General features: G+C 28.7%; 24 protein-coding genes and 1 riboswitch. Of the genes, 13 read left to right on the forward strand and 11 right to left on the reverse strand.

The window, feature by feature from the left end; genetic code table 11:
* The first annotated feature begins 170 nt into the window (after positions 1-170).
* Entirely contained in the window at positions 171-524 is a 354-nt protein-coding gene (locus Ccar_RS18045; RefSeq protein ID WP_029162839.1) for a tetratricopeptide repeat protein, read from the forward strand.
* 86 nt (positions 525-610) lie between these two features.
* On the opposite strand, the gene Ccar_RS18050 is transcribed toward Ccar_RS18045, so the two are convergent.
* The 4 genes from Ccar_RS18050 to Ccar_RS18065 all read right to left on the reverse strand — a co-directional run bounded on the left by Ccar_RS18050 (position 611) and on the right by Ccar_RS18065 (position 4,931).
* On the reverse strand, positions 611-1,462 hold the full coding sequence (locus Ccar_RS18050) for a polysaccharide deacetylase family protein (protein ID WP_007063092.1): 852 nt from the start codon (positions 1,460-1,462) through the stop codon (positions 611-613).
* Positions 1,463-1,533: 71 nt separating this feature from the next.
* Positions 1,534-2,721 carry a transglutaminase-like domain-containing protein gene (locus tag Ccar_RS18055; RefSeq protein ID WP_007063091.1) on the reverse strand — a complete coding sequence of 396 codons (1,188 nt, stop codon included), beginning with the start codon at positions 2,719-2,721 and terminating at the stop codon, positions 1,534-1,536.
* A gap of 98 nt (positions 2,722-2,819) precedes the next feature.
* Entirely contained in the window at positions 2,820-3,686 is an 867-nt protein-coding gene (recX, locus tag Ccar_RS18060; protein WP_007064396.1) for a recombination regulator RecX, read from the reverse strand.
* A gap of 12 nt (positions 3,687-3,698) precedes the next feature.
* Positions 3,699-4,931, reverse strand: coding sequence for a M16 family metallopeptidase (locus Ccar_RS18065; protein ID WP_007064395.1), 1,233 nt, complete (start codon positions 4,929-4,931; stop codon positions 3,699-3,701).
* 174 nt (positions 4,932-5,105) lie between these two features.
* Here Ccar_RS18065 and Ccar_RS18070 point away from each other — a divergent pair, with 174 nt between their 5' ends.
* The 3 genes from Ccar_RS18070 to Ccar_RS18080 all read left to right on the forward strand — a co-directional run bounded on the left by Ccar_RS18070 (position 5,106) and on the right by Ccar_RS18080 (position 8,221).
* Positions 5,106-6,689, forward strand: a complete 1,584-nt coding sequence (locus tag Ccar_RS18070) for a DEAD/DEAH box helicase (protein WP_007063086.1) — start codon at positions 5,106-5,108, stop codon at positions 6,687-6,689.
* 189 nt (positions 6,690-6,878) lie between these two features.
* The gene (locus Ccar_RS18075; protein WP_007063085.1) at positions 6,879-7,472 is read left to right on the forward strand and encodes a flavin reductase family protein; all 594 of its coding nucleotides are present in this window, start codon (positions 6,879-6,881) and stop codon (positions 7,470-7,472) included.
* A gap of 47 nt (positions 7,473-7,519) precedes the next feature.
* Positions 7,520-8,221, forward strand: a complete 702-nt coding sequence (locus Ccar_RS18080) for a L,D-transpeptidase family protein (protein ID WP_007063084.1) — start codon at positions 7,520-7,522, stop codon at positions 8,219-8,221.
* 87 nt (positions 8,222-8,308) lie between these two features.
* Here the strand turns inward: Ccar_RS18080 and pflB are convergent, their stop codons facing one another.
* The 3 genes from pflB to Ccar_RS18095 form a co-directional block, all read right to left on the reverse strand.
* A complete protein-coding gene (gene pflB / locus Ccar_RS18085) occupies positions 8,309-10,558 on the reverse strand; it encodes a formate C-acetyltransferase (RefSeq protein ID WP_048030331.1) in 2,250 nt (749 codons plus the stop codon).
* Positions 10,559-10,633: 75 nt separating this feature from the next.
* A riboswitch (ZMP/ZTP riboswitch) is annotated at positions 10,634-10,717 on the reverse strand.
* Positions 10,718-10,849: 132 nt separating this feature from the next.
* A complete protein-coding gene (locus Ccar_RS18090) occupies positions 10,850-11,194 on the reverse strand; it encodes a cupin domain-containing protein (protein ID WP_007062722.1) in 345 nt (114 codons plus the stop codon).
* A 142-nt stretch (positions 11,195-11,336) separates the two neighbouring features.
* Positions 11,337-12,869 carry a transglutaminase domain-containing protein gene (locus Ccar_RS18095; protein ID WP_007062721.1) on the reverse strand — a complete coding sequence of 511 codons (1,533 nt, stop codon included), beginning with the start codon at positions 12,867-12,869 and terminating at the stop codon, positions 11,337-11,339.
* Positions 12,870-13,185: 316 nt separating this feature from the next.
* Between Ccar_RS18095 and Ccar_RS18100 the strand changes: the two genes are divergently transcribed.
* From Ccar_RS18100 to Ccar_RS18120, 5 genes are all read left to right on the forward strand, one after another.
* The gene (locus Ccar_RS18100) at positions 13,186-13,371 is read left to right on the forward strand and encodes a hypothetical protein (protein ID WP_007062720.1); all 186 of its coding nucleotides are present in this window, start codon (positions 13,186-13,188) and stop codon (positions 13,369-13,371) included.
* Positions 13,372-13,441: 70 nt separating this feature from the next.
* Positions 13,442-14,092 (forward strand): hypothetical protein, encoded by a 651-nt coding sequence (locus Ccar_RS18105; RefSeq protein WP_007062719.1) that lies wholly within the window; start codon positions 13,442-13,444, stop codon positions 14,090-14,092.
* 5 nt (positions 14,093-14,097) lie between these two features.
* Positions 14,098-14,406, forward strand: a complete 309-nt coding sequence (locus Ccar_RS18110) for a hypothetical protein (RefSeq protein WP_007062718.1) — start codon at positions 14,098-14,100, stop codon at positions 14,404-14,406.
* Positions 14,407-14,435: 29 nt separating this feature from the next.
* Positions 14,436-16,883, forward strand: coding sequence for a glutathionylspermidine synthase family protein (locus Ccar_RS18115; protein WP_034825567.1), 2,448 nt, complete (start codon positions 14,436-14,438; stop codon positions 16,881-16,883).
* A 21-nt stretch (positions 16,884-16,904) separates the two neighbouring features.
* Positions 16,905-17,432 (forward strand): hypothetical protein, encoded by a 528-nt coding sequence (locus tag Ccar_RS18120; RefSeq protein WP_007062715.1) that lies wholly within the window; start codon positions 16,905-16,907, stop codon positions 17,430-17,432.
* A gap of 35 nt (positions 17,433-17,467) precedes the next feature.
* Here Ccar_RS18120 and Ccar_RS18125 read toward each other — a convergent pair whose 3' ends face one another.
* Positions 17,468-18,316, reverse strand: a complete 849-nt coding sequence (locus Ccar_RS18125; RefSeq protein ID WP_007062714.1) for a YitT family protein — start codon at positions 18,314-18,316, stop codon at positions 17,468-17,470.
* Between the two features lie 284 nt (positions 18,317-18,600).
* Between Ccar_RS18125 and Ccar_RS18130 the strand changes: the two genes are divergently transcribed.
* The 4 genes from Ccar_RS18130 to Ccar_RS18145 are packed head-to-tail and all read left to right on the forward strand — an operon-like array spanning position 18,601 to position 22,316.
* The gene (locus Ccar_RS18130) at positions 18,601-19,275 is read left to right on the forward strand and encodes a TetR/AcrR family transcriptional regulator (protein WP_007062713.1); all 675 of its coding nucleotides are present in this window, start codon (positions 18,601-18,603) and stop codon (positions 19,273-19,275) included.
* Positions 19,276-19,294: 19 nt separating this feature from the next.
* Positions 19,295-20,410, forward strand: a complete 1,116-nt coding sequence (locus tag Ccar_RS18135) for an HlyD family secretion protein (protein ID WP_007064385.1) — start codon at positions 19,295-19,297, stop codon at positions 20,408-20,410.
* Positions 20,411-20,423: 13 nt separating this feature from the next.
* The gene (locus Ccar_RS18140; protein ID WP_007062711.1) at positions 20,424-21,197 is read left to right on the forward strand and encodes an ABC transporter ATP-binding protein; all 774 of its coding nucleotides are present in this window, start codon (positions 20,424-20,426) and stop codon (positions 21,195-21,197) included.
* A 15-nt stretch (positions 21,198-21,212) separates the two neighbouring features.
* On the forward strand, positions 21,213-22,316 hold the full coding sequence (locus Ccar_RS18145; protein WP_007062710.1) for an ABC transporter permease: 1,104 nt from the start codon (positions 21,213-21,215) through the stop codon (positions 22,314-22,316).
* Positions 22,317-22,357: 41 nt separating this feature from the next.
* Here the strand turns inward: Ccar_RS18145 and greA are convergent, their stop codons facing one another.
* The 3 genes from greA to Ccar_RS18160 all read right to left on the reverse strand — a co-directional run bounded on the left by greA (position 22,358) and on the right by Ccar_RS18160 (position 25,786).
* Positions 22,358-22,825, reverse strand: a complete 468-nt coding sequence (gene greA, locus Ccar_RS18150; RefSeq protein ID WP_007062709.1) for a transcription elongation factor GreA — start codon at positions 22,823-22,825, stop codon at positions 22,358-22,360.
* Between the two features lie 117 nt (positions 22,826-22,942).
* Positions 22,943-23,599, reverse strand: a complete 657-nt coding sequence (locus tag Ccar_RS18155) for a peptidylprolyl isomerase (RefSeq protein ID WP_007062708.1) — start codon at positions 23,597-23,599, stop codon at positions 22,943-22,945.
* 348 nt (positions 23,600-23,947) lie between these two features.
* Positions 23,948-25,786 (reverse strand): APC family permease, encoded by a 1,839-nt coding sequence (locus Ccar_RS18160; protein WP_007062707.1) that lies wholly within the window; start codon positions 25,784-25,786, stop codon positions 23,948-23,950.
* Positions 25,787-25,804 lie beyond the last annotated feature (18 nt).

Genomic DNA, 25,804 nt, shown 5'->3' on the forward strand with positions numbered 1-25,804 from the left:
GAAAGTTGAGTAAGTAGTTTTATATTAAAAATACCAATAAATATTTTTTGTAGCTAATGTGGAATACTTTTCTCAAAACATGGATATAAATTTAATATAATCCATAAAAGATAACAATTATCAAACTGTACACGTAGATAAATTCATATAAAAACTTGAGGAGGATTCACATGAGTTACTTTCACAAAGCCAATGAGTATTATAATGCAAAAGATTACCAGAACGCTATTAATCTTTATCAAAAAGCCGTTCAATATAAAGATAACGAATCTGCTGCTCTTTATAACTCAGCAGTATGTTTCATAAAGCTTAAAGAGTATAAAAAAGCAATTTCTCTACTTAAATCAGCTATTATGATCAAAAAAGAAAGTAAATACTTTTTTAATCTTGCATATTGCTATGTGATGCTTAATGATAACAAAAAGGCCCTAATATACTTTAATATGGCTTGGTGTTTAAACAATGATGATGTCGATTGTGAAAAAGCTATAAATATTATAATAAAAAAACATTTGTCTAAATAAAATAAATGCAGAATAAACTTTTATGTTTTTCTGCATTTATTTTATTTACATAAGAAATATTAAGATTTAATAATGTTGTACTTTGATTATTTTAAAGCTTCAAATGAATATCCCTTTGCTTTAAAATATTCTATTACCTGCGGCAATGCTTGTACCGTTGTAACCTTTGCTGGTGCATCATGCATCAAAATTACTAAATGCTCTTGATTACCATAAGTTTTAACTTTACTGATTAAACTACTTACAGGAACACTATTATGTTCTGCATCTCCTGTTAGATCGTTCCAATCCACATAATGATACCCTACTTTTTTAACTTCCTGCCTAAATGGAGCTAATCTCTGTCCAAAAGATCCTCCTGGAAATCTTATAAGCTTTAAACTATATTTACTTCCTATAATAGATTTCAGTACATTATTACACTTGTCCAAATCATTGATAAAAACTTTAGGATCAGAATATACATAGTGCATATCATGTGTATATGTGTGATTCCCTACTACGTGCCCCTCTGATATTTCTCTTTTTATCAAATCTTTATTTTGTTCAGCATTTTGTCCAATAACAAAGAAAGTAGCCTTTACATTAAATTTTTTAAGTATGTCCAATATTTTAGGCGTATTATTTGTAGATGGTCCATCATCAAAAGTTAAATATACTACTTTCTTACCATCTGATTTATAAGGATCAAAAGCTCCTTCATCTTTTGTATTATTAGGATTAACACTGTTTTCTCTTTTATTCATAGCTTCTTGATCTAATTTTTTCTGCTGTTCTTTTAAATTTGCAGCGTTAACTACAACATTTTTTCTGGCTGATATCTTCCCCCCTATGAAAAAACCAACTGAAAATAGAATTAATAAAGAAATAACTGATAATACAAGATTTCTTCTTTGTCTTACTTTATTCTTTCTAATCCTTTCTTCGTATTTTTCCATTCATATCATCCCCTAAATTCTATCATTCATAATTACACAAGATATTAAATTTTCTAAGGCAAATAAGCATTTTACCATTCACCTGCTATCTGTGCATTTTTATGATCTAACTGAAATCTCTGGCTATTAAAATAATTACCTCCCCTATAGAATGTAGAATCTACATTTATCCACTTTTGTTCTTCCGGTAAATAAACCTGATTCCATGCATGACTTACCCAACTAACTCCATTGAATCCCTCACCTGTTATCAATCTTACCTTTATACCATTTGCTCTACACATAGCCACATACAAACAAGAATAATCAAAACAAATACCCTTTCTAGTATCATAAGTATATATAGCACCAGATTGTACATTAAAATCATTGTTTAAAACCTTATTGGCCTTATCATGATCATAGGCTATATTTTTTCCTATCCAATTATATATTATTTTTGCTTTACCTTTAGTTGTATCTTCTTTTGATACTATACTTTTTGAAAATTTATTTATTTCATCATTAGATTTTACTCCTTGATCTAAAGTAACTCCATTATAATATACTACAGTTCTATCGTTATTATTAACTTTTCCAGGTGCGGTTTCCTTATTTTCCCCTTGCTTGATGACAATTTTAAAAGAGTTATCTATAATACTAGGAAGCTTTTTGGCTATAGTTGAATTTGTAATAGGTATTATTGCTTCCTTACACATAATATTGTAAGGTTTTGATGCTTCTAAATACTTATTTAACTTTGCATTTGTACTAAACATAGACAGTATATTTAATGCAAGTGTTACTAAAAGTAAATAACATATAGCTTTAGGCAATTGAAAAACTAACCCTGTCAATCTCCTAAAAAAGTTTCCTTTAGAACTTAAAGATTTTTCTATTATATCTAACATAGGATAAACAGTTAAACAATTTATAAGTTCTAAACTAAGTTTAATAATTTTATAAATTATAAGTATTATTACAGGTATTATTACAGCATAAATTATAAGAGTATTGCTTTGTATATAATTTAAAAAATCTGCTGGTATTGATATATATATTTTTTTATAAATACCAGAATCATGTTGAATAAATACCTTTCTTCCAAAGTAAATTCCTAAAAACAAAGCTAAAATAAAAGATATACTTCTGTTAATTTCATTAATATCTGATTTTAAATTATAGGATGAAAATTTAAACAAAAATCCTCTTATTAAAGGATAAAGAAATACTAAAATAAGAGCTATGGTTACCATATTAATATTATTCATGCCTAACATTTGTACTCACCTCTTAACTTTATACCTGACGGCACTTTATAATTCTATACTTAACAAAGCTAAAATATATACTTGCACTTGATAATAAGAGGTTTTTGTTAAATATATGAATCTTCATTACTTACAATAGAACGCAATACAGTTTTTATATTTTCCCATGAGTACCCTCTTCTTAAAAGATAATCACTAAGTTTTTTATAAATTTTTTTATAATCCTGCTCAGATTTTGATATTATGTTATATCTTTTTTCCGCAAGCTCATGTAATTTATCTAAATCAGTTTGTTCATCATCATGAGTTTCATCCTTTTTTTCAAAATCATTAAAATCTTTTTTTATAACATTGTTTAATGTTTCTGAAACTATATCTGAATTATATCCCTTTCTAATTAAAAATTCTCCTACTTTTTTATAAATCTTTCTATAATCTCTTTCATTTTTAATCAATAAGTTGTATTTTTTTTCCGCTAACTTAATTGCTGTCTCTTTTTCAACGCCACTCTCTATACAAACAAAGCCTTCACTTATTTTTTTCTCATCTATTCCCTTTTTTATCAAATCGTATTTTATTTTATTTCTCCCATTGCTTTTTAACTTATCCTTTATATACATTTGTACAAACTTTTCATCATTAATAAAGCCATATTTTTTCAGAAATTCTATAGTTCTAATTACAGTTTTTTCATCATATCCCTTTTCAAGAAGCTTTGAAGATATCTGTGATTGTGTCTTGTACACTTTTTCTATAATTTTAAGAGCACTGGATTTACATTTTATATAGTTATCTTCTATTATTATTTCATTTAAGCAATTAAAATCCACACTCTTTCCCTTTTCAATATTATGAATATATACTAATTCTGCACTGCATGCAAAGGCAAATTCATGATTAATATACACATTTACCCTATCCTTGTTTCTTTTCTGAATTTCAACTTTAGTAATAATTTTTTTTAAATCTTCCATTATATACTCACCTTATTTTTCACTTTTAAATATGTGTATAGTTGGCTCATTAAAAATAAGCCTAGCAACATTATATATATGTTCCTTTTTTACCTTTTCTATTTCATCCATATCTGTAACAAACTTATATATATTATCTTCATCAATTGCTTGGTGAAGCACATAATTTCCTATATCTGATGGGTCTTCTAAAGTAAAAGCAATAGCAGTTTTTAAAACCTTTTTCATATGTTTTATAGTATTGTTATCAAATATTATTTCTTCATTCTTTATTTTCTTAATACATTCATCTATTACTTCTAGTGATTCATCTATATTTTCTTCACCTACAGCAGTATATATAGAGAGAGTTTTAACATAGTTTGTTAAATCCAAATCAGTATATACATCGTAAGCAAATCCCTTTTCTTCTCTAAGCTTTCTAAATAATATTGAATTAGCACTTTCCCCAAATTTATGGTTCAATATTCTAAGTGCCAATTCCTCCTCTTTACTTATATGATGAAATGTAAAAAGGTAAATTATTGTGCTTTGTTCTATATTTTTTTTATAGGAAATCTTTTTTATTGGAATATTTTTTTCTGCAATAACTTCCTTCCTTTTAAATTCTTTCCATATCCATTCATTAAAATACTTCCAAACTATATTAAAAACCTCTTCATGGTCAAGAGGTGAAACTATAGATATATAACAGTTGTTAGGAACATAATATTTTTCATAAAAATCCACTATTTTTCTTCTAGTGAGATTTTTAACACTTTTTTCATCCCCTATAGTTTCATATTTTAGAGGACCTTTGTTAAAAGCTATTTCATTTACTTTTTTAAAGCTTAAATCTTCTATATCGTCCCTACTTGTTCTTATTTCTGCTAATATTACCTCTCTTTCTTTTTCAATTTCATCTTGTGGAAAAATACAATTTCTAAGCATATCCGATAAAATTTCAATTCCATTTTCCAATTCTTCATTTAATGTAGTAATAGTATATACCGTACTGTTTTTATCCGTATAGGCATTATATTCTCCACATAAATTTTCTAAATCCATATTCAATTTTTCATTGTCTCTATTCTTAGTTCCTTTAAAAAGCATATGTTCTATAAAGTGGCTTATTCCTTTCTCGTTAATATTTTCATATATGGATCCTATTTTAACTCCCACGTTTATAGAAGTTATTTGGGTATCTTTTTTTATAGTAACTAATCTTATTCCATTAGGCATAACCTTTTGTTTAGCGTCAAACATAAAATATCTCCTTTATTTTTGGTTAAAATATAACTTATAAATATATTATATTTTATATTATAATAAATAAAAAGCTACATATAATAAATATAATAAAAATTTCATTTGCTAATATCTAATTACTATGATATGATAAGATTTGTTTTGTATTATAAAAAAGAAAGAGGAATTTGAATGGAAAATATTAAATTTAGTGATTTAAACCTTCATAAAAAGGTTTTACAAGCTATAGACGCTATGGGTTTTGAAGAACCTTCTCAAATCCAAGCTGAAGCAATACCTGTTATTTTATCAGGTAATGACATGATAGGTCAAGCACAAACTGGTACAGGTAAAACTTTGGCTTTTGGAGCTCCTGTATTAAGTCAGATAGAATCTAGTGATAAAATATCTGCACTAGTACTTACTCCAACAAGAGAACTTGCTATACAAGTAAATGACGAGTTAGCTCGTATTGCAAAGTTTAAAAGGACAAAATTACTTCCTGTATACGGTGGTCAGCCAATTGATAGACAAATAAAATCTTTAAGAAGAGGCGTAGATGTTGTAGTTGGAACTCCTGGTAGAATTTTAGACCACATAAAAAGAAACACTTTAGATTTAAGTGGTGTTAATTTCTTAGTTTTGGATGAATCTGACGAAATGCTTAACATGGGATTTATAGATGATATAGAAGAAATTATAAAATCTTTAAACAAGGATAGACAGACACTTCTTTTCTCTGCAACTATGCCAAAAGAAATAGCAAAACTTGCTTCTAAATACATGAAAAATGAAGTAAAGCATATAAAAATAGTTAAAAATTCTTTAACTGTTGAAAAAATTAAGCAATACTATTATGAAGTAAAGCATAAAGATAGATTTGAATCATTATGCCGAATTTTAGATATAGATGAACCTTCTAGTGCTATAATCTTCTGTAAAACTAAAAGAGGTGTAGATGAACTTGTTGAATCTATGCAAGCAAGAGGATATAACGTTGAAGGTATGCATGGTGACATGGGACAGAATCAAAGATTAAATACACTTAGGAAATTTAAAGAAGGTACTTTAGACTTTTTGGTTGCTACTGATGTAGCTGCTAGAGGTATAGATGTTGATGACGTATCTCATGTAATAAACTATGATTTACCTCAGGACATGGAATCTTATGTACATAGAATTGGTAGAACTGGTAGAGCCAATAAAGAAGGTATTGCATATTCTCTTGTAACTCCTAGAGAATATATTATGATAAAGCAGTTAGAAAAATTTACAAAAAGCAAAATAAAGAGAAAAGAAATACCTACTTTAGATGAAATTTTTGAAGCTAAGTATAACAGCATGCTAAAGGATGTAAAAAATACTCTAGAGCAAAATGACTATAAGGATTTTATCCCTGTAGCAACAGGCTTAGATGATGATTATAATTTAGTAGATGTAGCTGCTGCTCTTATGAAAATGCTTTTTGATAGAGAATTTAATTTTGATTATAATGAAGATTCACCAGTGAAATCAACTAAACCTGTAAGATTGTTTTTATCTGTAGGTAGAATTGATAAAGTTACTCCTGTTAAAATACTTAATTTCTTAGAAGAAACTTCTGATATAGATGTAAATGAAGTTGGAGATATAGATATATTTGATAAATTTACTTTCATAGATCTACCTGAAGATTTATTAGATGCAGTTTTGTCCAGAAGCAGTGGTAAAAGATTAAATGGTAGAAAAGTTAATATAGAAGTAGCTAAAAGCAAAAATAATCATTCCCATAAATAACATGAAAAAGCTCCTTAATTCAAACAAATTATAATTGTGAACTTTTTTCATGTTTAAAATAAATCCACAAATGTAACACATTTGTGGGTTATTTTTTAAATATGGCTTAAATATTTAAAAATAAACTAAATTATATTACCATAAACATAACATGTTAGTTGAAGTAACCAATAAAGAAAGGAAATAGTTATGACTAAAATATCTTTTAAAGGAAGTGCAATGCTAAATCCTGTCCCATCAGTTCTTATAACTTCACAAAATAAAGAAGGAAAAACAAATGTATTTACTGTAGGGTGGATTGGAACTGCTTGTACTAAACCTCCTATGATAACTGCAGCTATACGTCCTGAAAGACTTTCTTATGAATATATAAAAGAAACAGGAGAATTTGTGGTTAATTTACCATCTAAAGATATGGTTAAAGCTGTAGATTTCTGTGGTGTACGTTCTGGTAAAAACATAGATAAAATAGAACACTGTAATTTAACATTAGAACAAAGTGAAAAAGTTAAAGTTCCCAGTATAAAACAGTGTCCCGTCTCTTTAGAGTGTAAGGTTAAAACTATCACTCCTCTTGGAAGTCACGATTTATTTCTAGCTGAAGTGTTAGCTATTCATGTAGAAGAAAATCTTTTAGACGAAAATGGTAAAATTCACTTAGAAAAAGCAAACTTAATATGCTATTCTCACGGAGAATATTTTTCTCTTAATTCAAAAGCTTTAGGCAAATTCGGGTATTCCGTTCAAAAAAAGAAAAAATCTAAAAATAAATTCAAAAAATAATGCTTTAAATCCCCCCTCTTTCATAATATATTACAGGGGGGATTTTTATGTCAAAGTTTAAAAAACTACTAGTAATCTTAATCTCAATATTAATTGTTGAGGCTATAATAATATATTATGTATATAAATCATCATCTAATAGAAATGCTTTCAATATAAATAATCCTAAGAGTAATTATATAATTGTAGTTGATGTTTCTTCTAATAATTTAATAGTTTTTAAAGATGGTATTCAATTTAAAAGTTATCAAGTTGCAAGTGGAAAATATGATACTCCTTCCCCTTTAGGTACATGGAAAATAGTAAGTAAAGACAATTGGGGCGAGGGTTTTGGCGGCTACTGGATGGGTTTTAATGTCCCCTGGGGTAAGTATGGTATACATGGCACATTATTTCCTGGTTCTATAGGATGGAATTCATCTCATGGATGTATAAGAATGAAAAACTCAGAAGTGGCAGAATTATATAAAATTATTCCATATGGTACAACCGTCATTGTTTGGGGAGGACCTTATGGCAATTTCGGAAATTACCTCAGAACTTTAAAACCTGGAATGACAGGATCAGATGTATATCAGCTTCAATTTATGCTTCGAACAAAAGGTTACTATAATTCTAAGCCTAATGGCATTTATAATGATTATTTTAAATCTGTAGTTCATAAATTTCAGAAAGATAATTCTCTTCCTATATCTGATACTATAAGCTACAGTTTCTATTCCAAACTAGGTATAAAATTAGTTGATTAAAATATTTTGTATTCTAATACATATAAATGTTTTAAAAAAAGTAGATTAAAAGTCTCTTACACTTTTAATCTACTTTTTAATTTTAAACTACATTTTTTCATGGAAAGTTCTGCTTATAACTTCTAGCTGCTGTTCTCTAGTTAATCTGTTGAAGTGAACAGCATAACCTGATACTCTTATTGTAAGTGTTGGATACTTTTCTGGATTTTCCATAGCATCTATCAAAGTTTCTCTATTTAACACATTTACATTCAAGTGGAAGGCTCCTTGTGAGAAATATCCATCCATCATGTTTGCAAGATTTACTATTCTGCTTTCCTCATCTTTTCCAAGTGCATCTGGTATTATAGAGAATGTATTTGATACTCCATCCTGACAGTAATTTCTATATGGTATTTTTGCAACTGAGTTAAGTGATGCTAATGCTCCATTTTCATCTCTTCCATGCATTGGATTTGCTCCTGGCGCTAGTGGCTCACCTACTTTTCTTCCATCTGGTGTTGTTCCTGTTTTCTTACCATATACCACATTTGATGTTATTGTTAGCACTGATAATGAATGTTCTGCATCTCTATAAGTTTTATGCTTTTTAAGCTCATTTGAAAATTTCTTAACTAACTGTACTGCTAAATCATCAACTCTATCATCATCATTTCCATACTTAGGGAAGCTTCCTTCTATTTCAAAGTCCACAGTTATTCCATCTTCATTTCTTATTGGTTTAACCTTTGCATATTTTATAGCACTTAATGAATCTGCTGCTACTGATAAGCCTGCTATTCCAAAAGCCATAAATCTTTTAACAGCTGTATCATGAAGAGCCATCTGTCCTGCTTCATAAGCATATTTATCATGCATGTAGTGAATTGTATTCATTGTATCTACATATAATTCAGCTACATATTCCATAACTTTGTTATAACTCTTAATTACTTTATTGAAGTCAAGAACTTCATCTTCCATCTTTTCTATATCTGGTACAACTTTAATCAAACTTCCATCCTTAGCTTTTTTCTTTTCGTCATATCCTCCATTTATCGCATAGAGTAATGATTTTGCAAGGTTTGCTCTTGCTCCAAAGAACTGCATTCTCTTTCCTATTTCCATAGCAGATACACAGCAAGCTATACCATAGTCATCTCCATATATTGGTCTCATTATATCATCATTTTCATACTGCAAAGAGTCTGTTTTTATGGACATTTCAGCACAATAATTCTTAAAGTTTTGTGGTAATTTTTCTGACCATAAAACTGTCATATTTGGTTCTGGTGCTGGCCCTAAATTAGTTAATGTGTGTAAAAATCTATAAGCTGTCTTTGTAACTAATGATTTGCCATTTACTCCAATTCCACCTATGGATTCTGTCACCCAGTTAGGATCCCCTGCAAATAAATCATTATACTCTGGTGTTCTTAAATGTCTTACCATTCTTAATTTTATAACAAGCTGATCTATTATCTCTTGAGCTTCTGCTTCTGTTATAATACCACTTTTTAAATCTCTTTCTATATATATATCAAGGAATGTTGTATTTCTTCCTATAGACATTGCTGCTCCATTATTTTCTTTTACTCCTGCTAAATATCCAAAGTATAAGAATTGAGCTGCTTCTACAGCATTTGATGCTGGCTTTGATATATCTATGCCATAAGATGCCGCCATAGCTTTTATTTCACCTAAAGCTCTAATTTGCATTGATACTTCTTCTCTAAGTCTTATAAGTTCATCTGTAGTTGGTCCTACTAGTTCATTTAGATCTTTTTTCTTCTGTGCTGTTAAAAAGTCTATTCCATAAAGAGCTATTCTTCTGTAATCCCCTATTATTCTTCCTCTACCATAAGCATCTGGAAGTCCTGTAAGAAGTCCAACTGTTCTTGCTTTTCTTGCAGCTTCTGTATAAGCATCAAATACTCCTTGATTATGAGTTTTTCTATACTTACCAAAATAATTTTCTATATTTTCATTCATCTTAAAGCCGTATTCTTCTAAGGACTGTTCTACCATTCTCATTCCACCAAAAGGATTCATTATTCTCTTTAATGGTGCGTCTGTTTGAAATCCTACTATAACTTCATTTTCCTTGTCCAAATAACCAGGCTTAAAATTATTTATACCTGAAATTTCATTAGTTTCAACATCTATAATTCCTCTTTTAATTTCTTCTACAATTAATTCTTCTGCTTCTTTCCAAAGCTTCTTTGTTTTTTCTGTTGGTGCTTCTAAAAAGCTCTTGTCACCTTCATATGCTGTATAGTTTTTTTGTATGAATTCTCTTACGTCTATTTCCTCTGTCCATATACCTGTTTTAAATCCTTGCCATTGTTTCATAACCATAAAAAATGCCTCCCTGCTTAATCAAAATATTTCTTTACATATCCAGGAAGCTTCAAAAAATATAATACCACCTGGACAGTTTGCCCAGGCGGTCGACATTTTTCGTATAAATCACACTCCCTGTGGTAAACTCCACTTCCGCCAGTTATGTGATTCTACTAAAAAATCTTTAATTACATAGTTCTTTCATAGAATTAAATAATGATTTTTTAGTTTTTTTAAATTTAATAATATAATAATAAACAATAATTCGTTGTTTGTCAATTTATAAATACTTACATTAATTTTTAACTATGTTAAACTAAAAACTACTACTAATAGCATTTTAAACTTTTCTACAGCCAAAAGTGCATGTGCTACATGTGCTGGCATTACTATAGTTTCACCCTTTTTAACATTAAACTTCTCATCGCCTATGGTTATTTCAGATTCACCATCAAGAATATAAACCATGGCATCCCCTCCTGCTGAATGAGAGCTAATTTCTTCACCTTTATCAAATGCAAATAAAGTTACACTAAGAGCTTTTCCTTGAGCTAAAGTTCTACTTACAACTCTTCCCTCCTCATAGTCTACAAGTCCTTCAAACTCTAATGGTTTTGCAAAATCGATATTTTTTATAAAATGTTTCTCCATAATCTCTTACCTCCTAACAATATAAGTATTTCCTTATATTTAAATAGTAATACAAATTGTATAATTAATCTGTACCATTAGTTACAGAAGAATAAATTTCATTACAAAAAAATAACAGCTAAAAGTTAGCTGTTATTTTTTACTATTTAATTGTAAATTTCATTATAATAGGTGTAGCTATTTTTTGTCCTGCATCAGAAGCAACATTTGTAGTTACTACTAAATAATATACTTTACCTGATTGATAACTTTGTGCAGGTTTAACTACTAAAGTATCTTTGGTCACATCAAAGCTTATATCAACATCTACTTTGTTATATAATTCATCCAATACATATATATTGTCTTTATTTGCTGTAGAACTAGCTACACTTTTAGTAAACTTTAGTCTCCATGACTTATTTGGATCTATACCTGTCTTTTCTTGCCACTGTCTAGAATTATTAAAGTCTACTTCTGTATCATTAACTACTGTTACAACACAAGTATCTTTAAAGGCTCCATCATTTGATACTGCATTTATATAAACCTTACCAGGTTTTAAAGCCTTTATATTTATTCCATCAAAAGAAATTAATCCTTGTGCATCAAATTTCCAGTTTATTGAGTTATCTGAAGCATTAGCTGGTAATACATTGGCAGTTAATGATGTAGTTTCTCCCACTTTTAAAGTTATCTGATGTTTGTCCAATACCACAGACTTAACTGGTACATTAGTAATACTTAAATCATAATTTGTATTAGCACTTGGATACTTTGATCTATTCCAGTCATGATCTTTAGCCAATTGATCATCTGTTAAATTATAATAATCATAGCTTATTCTTCCTTGAACATCTGGTACCGGATCATCCCATGTACAATCTAATTGATACCACTTTCCATTAAGATTCACCAAATTCCAAGCATGATTTTCTACACTACTTCCATCTACCATACCAACTACAATTTTGGTTGGTACACCTGATTTATTTAACATTTTATATGCTAAAAGTGCATATCCTTGACATACTGTAGTTCCATCATGCAATGCATCATAAGCACTATGTTTTACAAGAGTTTCATCATAAGTAGTATTTGCAACTATGTAATCATGTATAGCTTTTTCCTTTTGATCTTGTGTCATAGAAGCTCTTGTTATATTTTGAAGTATAGAATTCACCTTTTGATCTACCCAATTTTCCTGATCATATGTTAATAAATATTCTACAGTAAAATCTATATCTACATCTTGATTATATCCATGATATCTTACTTCAGAGCTTACAATAGAATTTGCCAAATAATCATCAGATTCATCAATATAATCTAGTACTTCATTTAATATGCCTTTTAAATCCGAAAAATTTCCTGTATAATGTATGGAAAAACTTGTATTTCTATTTAAATAATTATCTTTGGCCACTTGTTTAATTTGATCTATAGTACTGCAAGAATTATTACTATATAAAAGATTGGGTTGTTTTACTTGCTGTTGTACAGATGCATTAAGAAGATTTTTATTTTTTCTGCTTATATTTCCACTATAATATTTTTCATTAATATTATTTATTTTAATATTATAATCAGAATTTTCAGCTGAATCTTTTACTCCATATGCTTGTACAAAAACAGGTGCAAAAGTAACTAAAGATATAACTATCATACTAGTGATTAACTTCCAAATTCTTTTCACATATTTCACTTCCTTTTGCAAAATAAATTTGTATACATTATACCATATATTTTATCTAAATTTCCTTAAGTTCTCAAAAATAACTTCTTTTATAACAAATTATTTTATGTACATATTGATAAGTATATTTACATTTCTTTATTATTTATAAGATAATAAGTCAAAACTCATGTAATAGTTATTAGAACCATATTTTATATTTATAAATCTTCTTTTTTTACAATATTTAACCTAAAATGGTTATTGAATAGATTCCTATAAGATGATAATATTTGTATAAATTCAAAATATATAAATATTAAGGAGGATATATAAAATGTTTACTGAAAGGAAAACTTTAAATCTTTACACTTCTGCGGAATCCTATAATAATTCGAATCCAGATATAGTCATAAATGATGTAAGTATAGAGGTTCAAAGAGAAGGTTTTTTAGTAATAAAGGATCTTAATGGATATACTCATATAATAAATGTAAATAAATTTGTAGCTATAGTTTATTAAAAACTATTAACTTAAAAAAATTAAGAAAGGAGTATGGTTATGTTTTGCCTTAATTTTCATAACCAGTCATATGAGTTTGAATTATCTTGATAATTATAATATATATGATATCTATTTAAAGTGGAAAAATGGTACTGAACCTTTTCAGTGCTTTTTTAAATCCACACCATTTGTTTCTATTAAAAACTATCCAAACTTTATTATAGAAAAGTTTGATATTACATGTAATGAAACAAAAGAATTTAACGAAACTAAACATATAATAAATAAATATAAGAGACATGATACTATTTTTATCTTAGACATACCTGGAAGTGAAAGTATTAAATTTGCCTACATGCTTCAAAATAGTCTAAAGATAAAGCCTATACTTACTTTTAATGCTATACTTCATCCTTATGGTTTAGTTCAAGGAGAAGATTTTATAAGTAATTTAATTACTTACGGAGAAAAAATTTGTGATATAAAAACCGAAGGTTATATCTTCATATTAGATAATGGCAGATATATCTCTGATTCCACAGGTACTGAAGAAAACTACTTTAATAACCAGTATGAAACTACCGAAGAGGATATGCCCTCTTACGAATTGTTAAAAGAATTAAACTTTGCCAATGTAGTTTATATTTATAAAACATCTATTAAAGAAGATATTTCTTGTTATTTTGATTATCTAGAGCATTATAGTATAAAGGTAAACAATTATATGATTGGAGAATAAAATTTATGGATAATAAAAAATCATGGAAATATAAAGCTGCTGCACTAAGTCTTGCAGTATCAATGGTGTTAGTAAATCCATTAGCCTTAACTGGTTGTGGAAATCAAAATAAAGACAAAGATAAGGAAGATGATAATCAAAGCCAGTTTACTTCTTACACAAATTCAACACCTTTTATATTTAACTCTAGTTCAACATACAGCAGTAGCAAATCCAGTATCAATACGGGTACTGCTAGCGGATGGAAGGCATGGACTACTCCATCATCTAATGGTGGATATTCTGGAGTACATGCCGGAAGCGTATCTAGTTAAATATATTACTTTGTGGAGATGATTTTAAAGTGTACAACTCTTTAACTGATAAACTTTTGTTCGACTACTACATGATAGATTGCAGAAGAAAAGAAAGCATATTTTCTCCCTGCCCCTTCTATCTCGATACTAAAACACTAAATAATATGAAAAAATCTGCAGAAACTTTAGATTTTCTAATTAAGAGAATAATAAAAAATATTAATGGAAATTTTTCTGATTTTCAAGAATATATAAAGGACTTTAAATTTAAGCAGGATATTATAAATCTAAAAATTCCATTAAGTCCTATGTTTTGGATAAGATATGATGCATTTATAAGGCAAGACGGCGGAATTTTTTTCTCCGAATTTAATTATGACAAGCCTTGTGCTCAAAGGGAAATCTTAGTTAGTGAATACTTGGAAACCCATAATAATTTAAATAGTGGATTTAAAGATAAATTTATAGCTTCTTTTAAAAATATAATAAATGATTTTTTTAAAGATCATGTGCATGAAACATTTAATATAGCTGTACTTATAGATCCTTGTCATTTAGAGGAATGCCATTTATCATTTTTATATAAAGATATTATGGAAGATTCTAATTTTCATTTTATAGCTGTAGGCCCTAAAAATTTAAAAGTTGTAGATGGAAATTTACTTGCTTTTGGTAAGGAAAAAATACAGGTAATTTTAAGACAATTTCCTACAGAACATATGGATGAAGTTTGCCATATAGAAAAAATTTTAGATTTATATAATCAAGGTAAAGTTCTCATTATAAACGATCCTAGGGTAATCATTGGTCAATGCAAAAGTTTATTTGCTTACCTATGGTCATTAATAGAAAAACAGGATAAAAGATTAAGTGAGCATGAAAGAGAAGTGATAAAAAATACTCTTCCACAAACTCGTATTTTTAAAAAAGATTATGTAGAAAATGTAATAAAAAATAAAAACAAGTATGTTTTGAAACCTATTTATGGAAGGTACAGTGAGAATGTATTTATCGGAATACTACATTCAGAAGATGAGTGGAAAAAATCAGTAGAATATGTTTTGGAAAACCCAGATGATTTCATTCTTCAAAAATTTTGTGCTATTCACAAGAATGCTGTAACTACAGTATCAGAAAATAGATTTATACCTAAAGAGGCTTTTGGAAACTTTGGAGTTTATCTTATAAACGGAAAAGTAGAAGGCTTTTGTACTAGGTGGAATGAAAGCTATTTAACCTGTGACGAAAGCACATGGATAACACCTATCGGATTCTCAGATAAACATATAGATATTCTCCATTTTACAGGAAACAATAGAAAAGAAGTTTGGAATAAAGTAAGTGATAGAGCTATGATGGAATATGATTTTACTGGAAGTTATTTCAGAGATAAAGAATATACATCCCTAGACAGCCTTATTTTAGACAAAAATAAATTTGATGAACTAAAAAATGCTGCAAATAGTATATGCACCATATTTAAAAAAGCTCAAAATCTAGTATTAGAAAATATCAATACATTTTCTGACATTTTAGGTATTAATGGGCTAGAAAATATAGTTAAAGCTAAATATACGGATTCCTTTCTATTTTTAGGAAGAATAGATTGGTGCCTTAACGAGCAAGGTGAATGGAAACTTTTAGAAATTAATTCTGAAACCCCTGCAGGTTTAGTTGAAAGTATTGGTATAAGTAAAATAATACAACAAGAATTAAATATTCCATATAAAAATCCTAATGAAAACATGGTTAGTATGATAAAAGAAGAATTTTCTAAAATATTAAAGGATTATTCTAAAAAACATCCTATTAACAATATAGGTATCTTATCTGGAACTTATTATGAAGATTGGTATAATACACGCATTATATACAATATAGTTAAAGATCTTCCTTATAACATAAATATGGGAAATATCTACGATGTAAAAGTTAATAATAATAATTTATATCTTTATGGTAAACCTTTGGACGCTGTATTTAGATATTATCCCTTAGATTGGTTTATTCATGAAGATAAAACAGATATACTAAAGGCCATGGAACAAAATACCCTTAGTATAAACCCTCCCCATACCATAGTTACCCAAACCAAAGCTTTTTTAGCTTTAATCTTTGAATTAAAACAACAAGGTTTTTTTTCTAAAGATGAAAATCTTATTATCGAAAAATATATATCACAAACTAGTTTTGATGTAGAGAAACTTAATACAACTGATATTTGTATAAAGCCACTTTTAGAAAGGGAGGGCAATGGTGTCTTATTAGGATATGAAGTATCTAAAGAACCTGAATACAGTTTTATTTTTCAGAAACGAGAGCATATAACTCCAATAGATTATGATGTTTACTCAACCTTACATAAGGAAAATAAGCTTTTATATCCTATTATTGGCACCTATATAACTGGTGATAAATTTTGTGGTCTGTATACTAGACTAGGAAATTTGGTAACGACCAGCTCCTGTATATATTCCCCTATATTTATCCGATGACTTGATAAAGGAGGTCATATAATGAGTAAAAAAAATGAAATTACTTCTACAAAATTATACCAACAAAATAATAAAAAACCTATAAATAAACGTAAAGTAATTAAAGTTATTGTATGCATTTTAGCTATTTTGGTAATGATAGGGATATACGACCAAAGAAAAGATAGTCAAAGGAAAGATGATAAAAATTTGGTGGGATATACTGTGCAAAAGGAAGAATTGGTAGATAGTTGTAACCTAGTTAATGTAGATGGTTTCTACCTAGGTAAAGGCACATTAGACGGCCAGACTCATTACATTTTTCAAGCAGAAAAAAACAATCAAAAATCAAACAACATAGATGTAATTGATAAGCAAGTAGACATATATTATGTTGATTATTCTAATACATTGGATAAGCCAGGTACAGTTAAAGCTTACGCCACAGATTATGTAAAAAAGGACAAAAATGGAAATGTAGTAAGGACTCAACAAAGATATTGTTACAAAGTATATATTCCTCAAAATTCAATAAAAAATTGTGGTGAACTTACCACATCAGATGAATAAAATAAGCAAATTGCTGTGCAATTTGCTTATTTTATTTATATAATGTTTTGAAATCCTTCACCAAGAACTTCATTTATTTCATTTACAGTAATAAATGCCTTATCATCAATTAAGCTTATATACTCTTTTAATTTAAAAAATTCTTTTCTACTTATTACTGTAGTTATAACTTCTCTTTCGTTGTTTTTATATGCACCTTTAGCGTAATATACGGTAGCACTTCTATCAAGTTTTTCAACTATATAGCTTTTAATCTTTTCTCCTTCATTACTTATTATAGCCACATGCTTATAGGTGTTGATACTCTTTATTACCTTATCAATTATAGTTGAGTTTATTATAACTCCCAATATAGCATATAAACCTTTATCTATTCCAAATACCCAAGATGCAGCTGCAGTGACTACTATATCTGGAATTAGAACAGATTTACCTATACTAATTTTAAAATACTTATTTATTATTTTACCAATAATATCAGTTCCACCTGTAGAAGCTCCTTGATTAAATACAATTCCCATACCTAAGCCAGAAATTAATATTCCAAATATAAGCTGCACAAGAACATCGTTACTTAATGGATGCAGCTTTGGGAACAGTTCCTCTAAAAGCAGCATCATTCCTGATATAGTAAAACTACAAAATACAGTTTTTCCTCCAAACACAGGACCTATAACTATTATTCCAATTGTAAATAATACAACCTCCATTGCCATCATCAATATGCCAATAGGTATCTTAGGGAAAATGCTATTTATAATTATAGCCGCTCCACTTATTCCTCCTGCTGCAATTTCATTTGGAGCAAGGAAAAAATAAGTTCCAAATGAAACAAGAAATGTACCTAATAAAATTAAGAAAAAACTTTTTAATTTATTTTTCATACTCACTCCTCCTAGTATAATATTCACTAAAAAGAGCATATAAATCCAAGTAAAATATTTCCTCAGATTTATATGCTCTCATATCACACATTACAAAACTTTTGCATGAATGTCTTTTCATAAGCTAAATTATAATTTAATTATATGGTAGCACATAATACTTTTTACTGTCAATATTTAGTTTAATTTTTATGAAATTTTAGTTGACAAAAAAAATGGTAGGTATTAGAATTAAAACAAATGAGTGAGTACTCATTTATTTTAAAAAACGATGAGGTGATATCATGAATTTAAATGATGATCTAATGAAGGATGACATAGAAAAACTTTTAAATGACCAAGAAGGTTTAGAAGAAAGTATAACAAAAAGGCAGTGGCAAATACTCGAAGCAGCTATGAAGGTGTTTTCAGAGAAAGGATTCCAAGGAAGCAGAACCAGTGAAATTGCAAAAGAAGCAGAAGTTGCAGAAGGTACTATATTTAGATATTACAAAACAAAAAAGGACCTACTAATTGGACTTTTAATACCTCTAATTATAAAATTTTTTAAACCTTTGGCTATTAAATCAGCAGAAACGATAATAGAAAACAAAAAAAATAAGCCTATAGATGAATTAATGGAAGATTTGCTTTTGGATAGATTAAATTTAATACATTCAAACTTTCCATTAATTAAAACCATATTTATGGAAGCTGCATACCAACCAGAACTTCTTAAAACTATTCAAAAAAATTTAGGTCCTAAAGTGATACCATTTATAAATAACTTTATGGAGCAAAATATTAAAAACGAAAATTTTAAAGATATAGAACCCACTCTGATGACAAGAACTATGATGAGTTTACTGCTTGGATATATAGTACTTGGTAATGTTTTTCCAGACTATTTTAGCAGTGAAAATGATGAAGAAGAGATAAAACAAATAGTAGATATCTTTTTACATGGAGTTGCAAAGTAATATTTTGGAGGGTTTTAAAATGAATAAAAAAAGAATCTTAAAACTTGCAATTTTATTTATAGTACTTATATTATCATTTTCTGTTTTCTTTACAGTTAAATCATTAAAAGACAAACAATCTGATGAATTTATATATTCTGGTACTGCAGAAGCCGATACTATTAACGTAACCTCTGAAACTTCAGGTAAAATTGGCGATATCAAGATAAAAGAAGGTAGTAAAGTTAAAAGCGGTGATTTAGTAGCAATAATATCATCAGATGAAACTGAAGTTAACCTACAGAATTCTGAAATCAGTATAAAAAATGCAGAAAATGAACTTGAAAAAATTAAAGATGGCAATAGAATAGAAGAAATAAAAGCTCAACAAGCATTAGTTGAACAGGCTCAAGCAGCTGTAAAACAAGGAGATGCAAATGTAAATAATGCAAAAAATAATTTAGATGCTGCTAAAACTAATTATGATTACAAAAAGAAATTATATGATGATGCTGTTACTCTATATAACAGTGGTTCAGAGTCAAAATACAAAGTGGATGCAGCTAAAAATGAGTTAGATAATATATCTAACACTTTAAACAATGCAAAAAGTACAATGGATATGTCTCAAGCGCAATTAAATAATTATAAAGCACAACTAAGTGCTGCCAGTGAAAAATTAAATCTTTTAGTAAATGGTGCTACTGAGAGAGACAAAAACACTGCTCAATATAATTTAGATAAAGCTCAAAATTCCTATGAATTATCTAAAATTCAATTAGATAAAAATAATTTAGTATCCGCAGTAGATGGTACTGTACAAACTATCAACTTTAAAAAAGGTGAATATGTTACTCCAGGTACAGCTGTAGCTACTTTAATTGACACGAAAAATGTTTGGGTTAAAATTTATGTACCTGAAAGTATACTTCCTAACATCAAATTAGATAAAAATGTAACCCTAAAAAGTGATTTTATAAAAAATAAAACTATAAAAGGAAAGATCACATATATATCGCCAGATGCTGAATTTACTCCTATGAATATAGTCACTAAAAAAGATAGAATGAAAATTGTATACGCAGTTAAAATACAAATATTAGATAACTTGGATATTGTAAAATCAGGAATGCTTTTTGATGTAAATTTAAAATAGGAGGTGCATTATTATGGATTATGCCATTTCTATAAAAGGTCTTACAAAAAAATTTGGTAATTTCACAGCAGTAGACAACTTATCTTTTGACATACCTAAGGGTAAAATTTTTGGATTTCTAGGACCAAATGGATCTGGTAAATCTACCACTATAAGGATGATTTGTGGTGTATTAAGTCCAACATTAGGTGAAGGAAAAGTTTTGGGATATGATCTTATAAAAGATACGGAAAAAATCAAACAAAATATAGGATATATGTCTCAAAAATTTAGTCTTTATGAAGATCTAACTGTAGAAGAAAACTTAGACTTCTATGGCAACATATATATGCTCCCTAAAAAACTCCTGGAAGAAAGAAAAAAAGAGCTTATTATCATGGCAAATTTGAAGGGAAAAGAAAAAAGCTTGGCTGGAACTCTATCTGGAGGATGGAAGCAAAGATTAGCACTAGGGTGTTCATTAATCCATAATCCTAAATTGCTTATATTAGATGAACCTACTGCAGGTGTAGATCCTGTTTCAAGAAGAGAATTTTGGCACACAATAACAGAACTTGTTAAGGATGGCATAACAGTTCTTGTAACTACTCACTACATGGATGAAGCCTCTATTTGTGATATTATTGGGTTTATATATAATAGCAAGCTTATTACCATAGATACTCCTGAGAATCTTTATAAAGAACATAATACAGAAAATTTAGAAGAAGTATTTATAAACTATGTTAAAAAGCTTTCTAATAGACAAGTTATATCTTCATTTAATGATTTAAAAACATCAGAATAAAAGAAGGTGATATAGATGCAATATAAAAGATTACTTACCATTACTAAAAAAGAGTTTATCCATATAAGGAGAGATAAAGCAAGTTTAATTATAGCCTTACTAATGCCTGTTATGATGCTTTTGTTATTTGGATTTGCCGTAAATACAGATGTAAACAATGTAAACTTAGCCATTTATGATGGCAGCAACACATTAGAAAGTAGAGAGCTTATAAGCAAATTTACTAATTCATACTACTTTAAACTATATGGCTCTATGGATTCTTCGGAAGAAGTAGAAAAATATATAAGCATGGGTAAGGTAAAAGTGGGTTTAATAATCCCTCCTGATTATACAAAAAATTTAAGGAGAAATTCTCAAACAGAGATTCAAGTTTTAGTAGATGGATCAGACCCAACTATAGCTAGAACTGCAATGTCCTATTCTCAACTTATAGCAAATAATTATTCACTAAAAATAAAATCTGTTAATGTAAAAAAATTAACTTTAAAACCTTTAGTACTTTACAATCCAACGTTAGAAAGCAGTAAGTTTAATATTCCTGGAGTAATTGGACTTATTCTTCAAAATATCACTGTAATACTTACATCTTTTGCCATGGTAAGAGAAAGGGAAAAAGGTACTATAGAGCAGCTTATTATGACTCCTGTTACCCCTTTTGAACTCATAGTTGGTAAACTCATACCTTATACTATAATAGGATTTTTTGATATGATAATTTCCTTATTGCTGGGAAATTTAATATTTGGTGTAGTTGTAAAAGGCAGCATGGCATTACTAATATTTCTTGGAACTTTGTTTTTAATATGCTCTCTGGCAATGGGTATGCTTATATCTACAGTAGCTAGAAACCAACTTCAAGCAATGCAAGCTTCTATAGCCTTATTACTTCCAAGTGTACTTCTTTCTGGGTTTATGTTTCCAAGAGAAGCTATGCCTAAATTTATATACTATTTAAGCAACATACTCCCTATGACTTATTTTTTACAAATACTAAGAGGAATAATTGTTAAGGGTGTAGGAATCTCTTATCTGTTAAGTCCTATTATTTCACTGCTAATTTTAATTTTTATAATTATAGTAGCCACTATGAAAAAGTTTAATAAGACATTAGATTAAAAAAAATAAAGTTCACTTCAATAAAGGAAGTGAACTTTGTTTTAGTTTAATATTTTTAAAACTTCTACTTCATATTCTCCATCTGGTGATTCAACAGCAACTTTTTTACCAACTTCAATTTTGTATAAAGCCGCACCTAAAGGAGACTCTATGCTTATTTTCATATTTTTAACATCAGATTCTACTGAACTTACAAGAGTAACTTCTTCAGTATCATCAATATCATAGAACTTCACAAGAGCTGTTTTATTAATACCAAATACATGATCTTCATCAGAATCTTCAATTATAACAGCATTTTTAAGCTGCTGCTCTAATTCCATTATTCTTGTCTCAGTCATAGATTGATCATCTTTTGCTGCATCATAATCAGCATTTTCACTTAAGTCTCCCTGCGCACGGGCATACTTCAAAGCAGCTTTAATTTCTGCTCTTTTTACAGTCTTTAAATATTCTAATTCTTCTTCTAGCTTTTTCTTACCAACTTCTGTCAACATTATACTACGCATTAAAAAATCACCTACTATCTTAAATTCTGTTAATCTAACATAATTAACCTCATTTTACTATTATAATATTAGTAAATTAATAATACAAGACGCAGGTTAGGAACATTAATTCATAATTTACTTAATTGTCTCAGGCTCACCATATTTTTTGTTAAAAGTCTCCACTGTTATTTTCTTCATAACTTGTGCTACCTTAGGTTTGTCTTTAGAATCCCTATCCACAGAAACTATTTTATCCACTACATCCATTCCTTTAATAACTTTTCCAAAAGCAGCATACTTTCCATCAAGGCTTGCTGCATCTCCATGCATAATAAAAAATTGTGATCCAGCTGAATCATTTTCTTGTGACCTAGCCATAGAAATCACTCCTCTTGTATGCTTTAATCCATTCTCAGAAAATCCGTTTTCAGCAAACTCTCCTTTTATCTTATAACCAGGTCCTCCAGTACCATCACCCTTTGGACATCCACCTTGAATCATAAATTTAGGTATAACCCTATGAAAAGTTAATCCATTATAAAAACCCTTATTGACTAAGTATATAAAATTGTTCACAGTATTTGGCGCTGCTTTAGGATATAATTCAACCTTTATCTCATCGCCATTTTCCATAGTTATTGTAGCTATTGGATTAGCAGCATCATGCAGTGTTTTTTCATCTACAGCTTTAAATTTTTTAGATCCCTGCGCAGAATTTTTCTGGGAGCATCCAAAAATTATAAAAGCAGCTATTACACATAAAAGCAGAATTATAATTTTATTTAATTTCATTATTACACCTTCTTTACATATACTTAGTTTAGTATAACTAAAGTAAGTGTAATTATCAACTAAATATTCTTATTAGAGGACAGGTGACAATTGACAGAGGACAATGAAGGATGTTTTTTCTTCGCTGCGCTGCGAAAAATCTTTAATTAAATTTTTGAGAACTCGTTTCACTAAAGTGAAACATTGCCGACTTATATAAATTCAAAGCTTGTTTTGCATTAGCAAAACAAGCTTAAAATAAATTAGTTTTCTGATGTAAGGAAGAAAACTCACCTTCATTGTCCTCTGTCCTCTGTCAATTGTCCTCTCAAAAAGGTTGATTCTTATTATTTTTACTATGTGATTATATTATCCTCGGCTTTTTATAATATATGGAACTGTAATAACTGCTATATTTTTTTCTCTTAAAAGAGTATTCTTCAAAATTAATGCAGTATGATTGTGAAGTATATTCCCCCACCAAGCACTCACTACAAATTGAGGTATAACTATAGTCACTACATCTCCTGGATTTGAAGGATATTCTTCTGAAAATATATATTTCATTAAAGGCTTTCTAAGTTCTCTATAGGGAGATTGTTTTATTACTAATGGAACTGAAATATTATACTTTTTCCATTTACTTTTGAGTTTTTCACTTTCTTCCTCATCTACGGATACATGAAAAGCCACTATATCATCTGATAAACATTTTGCATAGTTTAAAGTTTTGAGTACAGATTTATTTAAACCACCAACTGGAACAATAAAGTGTTTTAATTTTTCTTCATTAAACTTTGGCAAATCCTGATTTTCCATACTTAATTGCTCTGCAATTTCATCATAATGTTTTCTTACATTCTTCATTAAATATACTACAAAAGGTATGAGAAAAAATACAACCCAAGCTCCATGTAAAAACTTAGTATATCCTATTATTATAGCTGTAATCAAAGTAACAAAGGCACCAACTCCATTTATAAAAGCTTTATGCCTCCATCCTACCTTTTTACTTTTTAACCATTTTCCTACCATGCCTGTTTGAGATAAAGTAAATGAAATAAATACTCCCACAGCATACAATGGTAACAAGAAATGTGTTTCTCCCTTAAAAAGCACAGTCAAAAATATAGCAGCAAGGGACAAAACAATTATTCCATTTGAATAACTTAATCTATCACCTCTAGTTAAAAATTGTCTTGGCACATAACCATCTTTAGCTATAAATGATAAAAGCAAAGGCAAATCAGAAAAGGCTGTATTTGCTGCCATTATTAATATAAAAGTTGTAGCTATCTGCATTATATAGAACATTATTCCTTTTCCAAATACTTGTTCTGCTATTTGAGAAATAACAGTCTTATCAAGGCTAGGTACTGCTTTATATAAAGTAGCCAAATATGATATACCACCAAATATAATCATTATTATTAGTGCTAGAAGAAATAAAACTGTTTTAGCATTTTTCTGAGCTGGCTCTTTAAAATTAGGCACTCCATCGCTAATAGCTTCTACACCTGTTAATGCAGTACAGCCACCTGCAAAAGCCCTTAATATTAATAATATAGTTATATCGCCAGCAGCTTGAGGAGCAGCTTTCATTGGTATTGGAGTGTATCCTAAAATATAAAATTTTATTATTCCATATATTATCATTATTATAGATAATATTATAAAGAAATAAGTAGGCAAACTAAACAATTTAGATGATTCACTTATTCCTCTCAAGTTACCTATACACATTACTATAATTATTAATACAGCTATAATTACTTTATGAGTTAAAGCTTTAGGAAAAGCTGAAGTTATAGCTGCTGTACCAGCACTAGCACTTACAGCAACTGTAAGTACATAATCTATTGTTAATGATGCGCCTGCTATTAACGCCCATTTAGTACCTAAATTTTCTTTGGATACTTTATATGATCCACCACCATTAGGATAGCTATCTATAGTTTGACGATATGAAAATACTAAGATACATAAAAGTATTACAATAGCTAAAGCAACATAAAACATATATGTATATGACATCATTCCTATAACAGGAATCAAAACCCATAAAATTTCTTCTCCTGCATATGCTACAGAGGATATTGCATCACTAGAAAGTATTGGCAAACCCCTAAATATACTATATTTTTCATGATGAATTTCTTCAGACTTTAAAGGTTTTCCTATTAAAAATTGTTTTAAATTCAGTAACATAACACTCACCTCAAAGCT

The organism is Clostridium carboxidivorans P7, from assembly GCF_001038625.1.
In the GTDB taxonomy this organism is placed as follows: Bacteria; Bacillota; Clostridia; order Clostridiales; family Clostridiaceae; genus Clostridium_AM; species Clostridium_AM carboxidivorans.

Coding starts and splice junctions, on each gene's coding strand:
- Ccar_RS18045 (WP_029162839.1), top strand. CDS start 171: ATGAGTTACTTTCACAAAGCCAATGAGTATTATAATGCAAAAGATTAC.
- Ccar_RS18050 (WP_007063092.1), bottom strand. CDS start 1,462: ATGGAAAAATACGAAGAAAGGATTAGAAAGAATAAAGTAAGACAAAGA.
- Ccar_RS18055 (WP_007063091.1), bottom strand. CDS start 2,721: ATGTTAGGCATGAATAATATTAATATGGTAACCATAGCTCTTATTTTA.
- recX (WP_007064396.1), bottom strand. CDS start 3,686: ATGGAAGATTTAAAAAAAATTATTACTAAAGTTGAAATTCAGAAAAGA.
- Ccar_RS18065 (WP_007064395.1), bottom strand. CDS start 4,931: ATGTTTGACGCTAAACAAAAGGTTATGCCTAATGGAATAAGATTAGTT.
- Ccar_RS18070 (WP_007063086.1), top strand. CDS start 5,106: ATGGAAAATATTAAATTTAGTGATTTAAACCTTCATAAAAAGGTTTTA.
- Ccar_RS18075 (WP_007063085.1), top strand. CDS start 6,879: ATGACTAAAATATCTTTTAAAGGAAGTGCAATGCTAAATCCTGTCCCA.
- Ccar_RS18080 (WP_007063084.1), top strand. CDS start 7,520: ATGTCAAAGTTTAAAAAACTACTAGTAATCTTAATCTCAATATTAATT.
- pflB (WP_048030331.1), bottom strand. CDS start 10,558: ATGGTTATGAAACAATGGCAAGGATTTAAAACAGGTATATGGACAGAG.
- Ccar_RS18090 (WP_007062722.1), bottom strand. CDS start 11,194: ATGGAGAAACATTTTATAAAAAATATCGATTTTGCAAAACCATTAGAG.
- Ccar_RS18100 (WP_007062720.1), top strand. CDS start 13,186: ATGTTTACTGAAAGGAAAACTTTAAATCTTTACACTTCTGCGGAATCC.
- Ccar_RS18105 (WP_007062719.1), top strand. CDS start 13,442: ATGAGTTTGAATTATCTTGATAATTATAATATATATGATATCTATTTA.
- Ccar_RS18110 (WP_007062718.1), top strand. CDS start 14,098: ATGGATAATAAAAAATCATGGAAATATAAAGCTGCTGCACTAAGTCTT.
- Ccar_RS18120 (WP_007062715.1), top strand. CDS start 16,905: ATGAGTAAAAAAAATGAAATTACTTCTACAAAATTATACCAACAAAAT.
- Ccar_RS18125 (WP_007062714.1), bottom strand. CDS start 18,316: ATGAAAAATAAATTAAAAAGTTTTTTCTTAATTTTATTAGGTACATTT.
- Ccar_RS18130 (WP_007062713.1), top strand. CDS start 18,601: ATGAATTTAAATGATGATCTAATGAAGGATGACATAGAAAAACTTTTA.
- Ccar_RS18135 (WP_007064385.1), top strand. CDS start 19,295: ATGAATAAAAAAAGAATCTTAAAACTTGCAATTTTATTTATAGTACTT.
- Ccar_RS18140 (WP_007062711.1), top strand. CDS start 20,424: ATGGATTATGCCATTTCTATAAAAGGTCTTACAAAAAAATTTGGTAAT.
- Ccar_RS18145 (WP_007062710.1), top strand. CDS start 21,213: ATGCAATATAAAAGATTACTTACCATTACTAAAAAAGAGTTTATCCAT.
- greA (WP_007062709.1), bottom strand. CDS start 22,825: ATGCGTAGTATAATGTTGACAGAAGTTGGTAAGAAAAAGCTAGAAGAA.
- Ccar_RS18155 (WP_007062708.1), bottom strand. CDS start 23,599: ATGAAATTAAATAAAATTATAATTCTGCTTTTATGTGTAATAGCTGCT.
- Ccar_RS18160 (WP_007062707.1), bottom strand. CDS start 25,786: ATGTTACTGAATTTAAAACAATTTTTAATAGGAAAACCTTTAAAGTCT.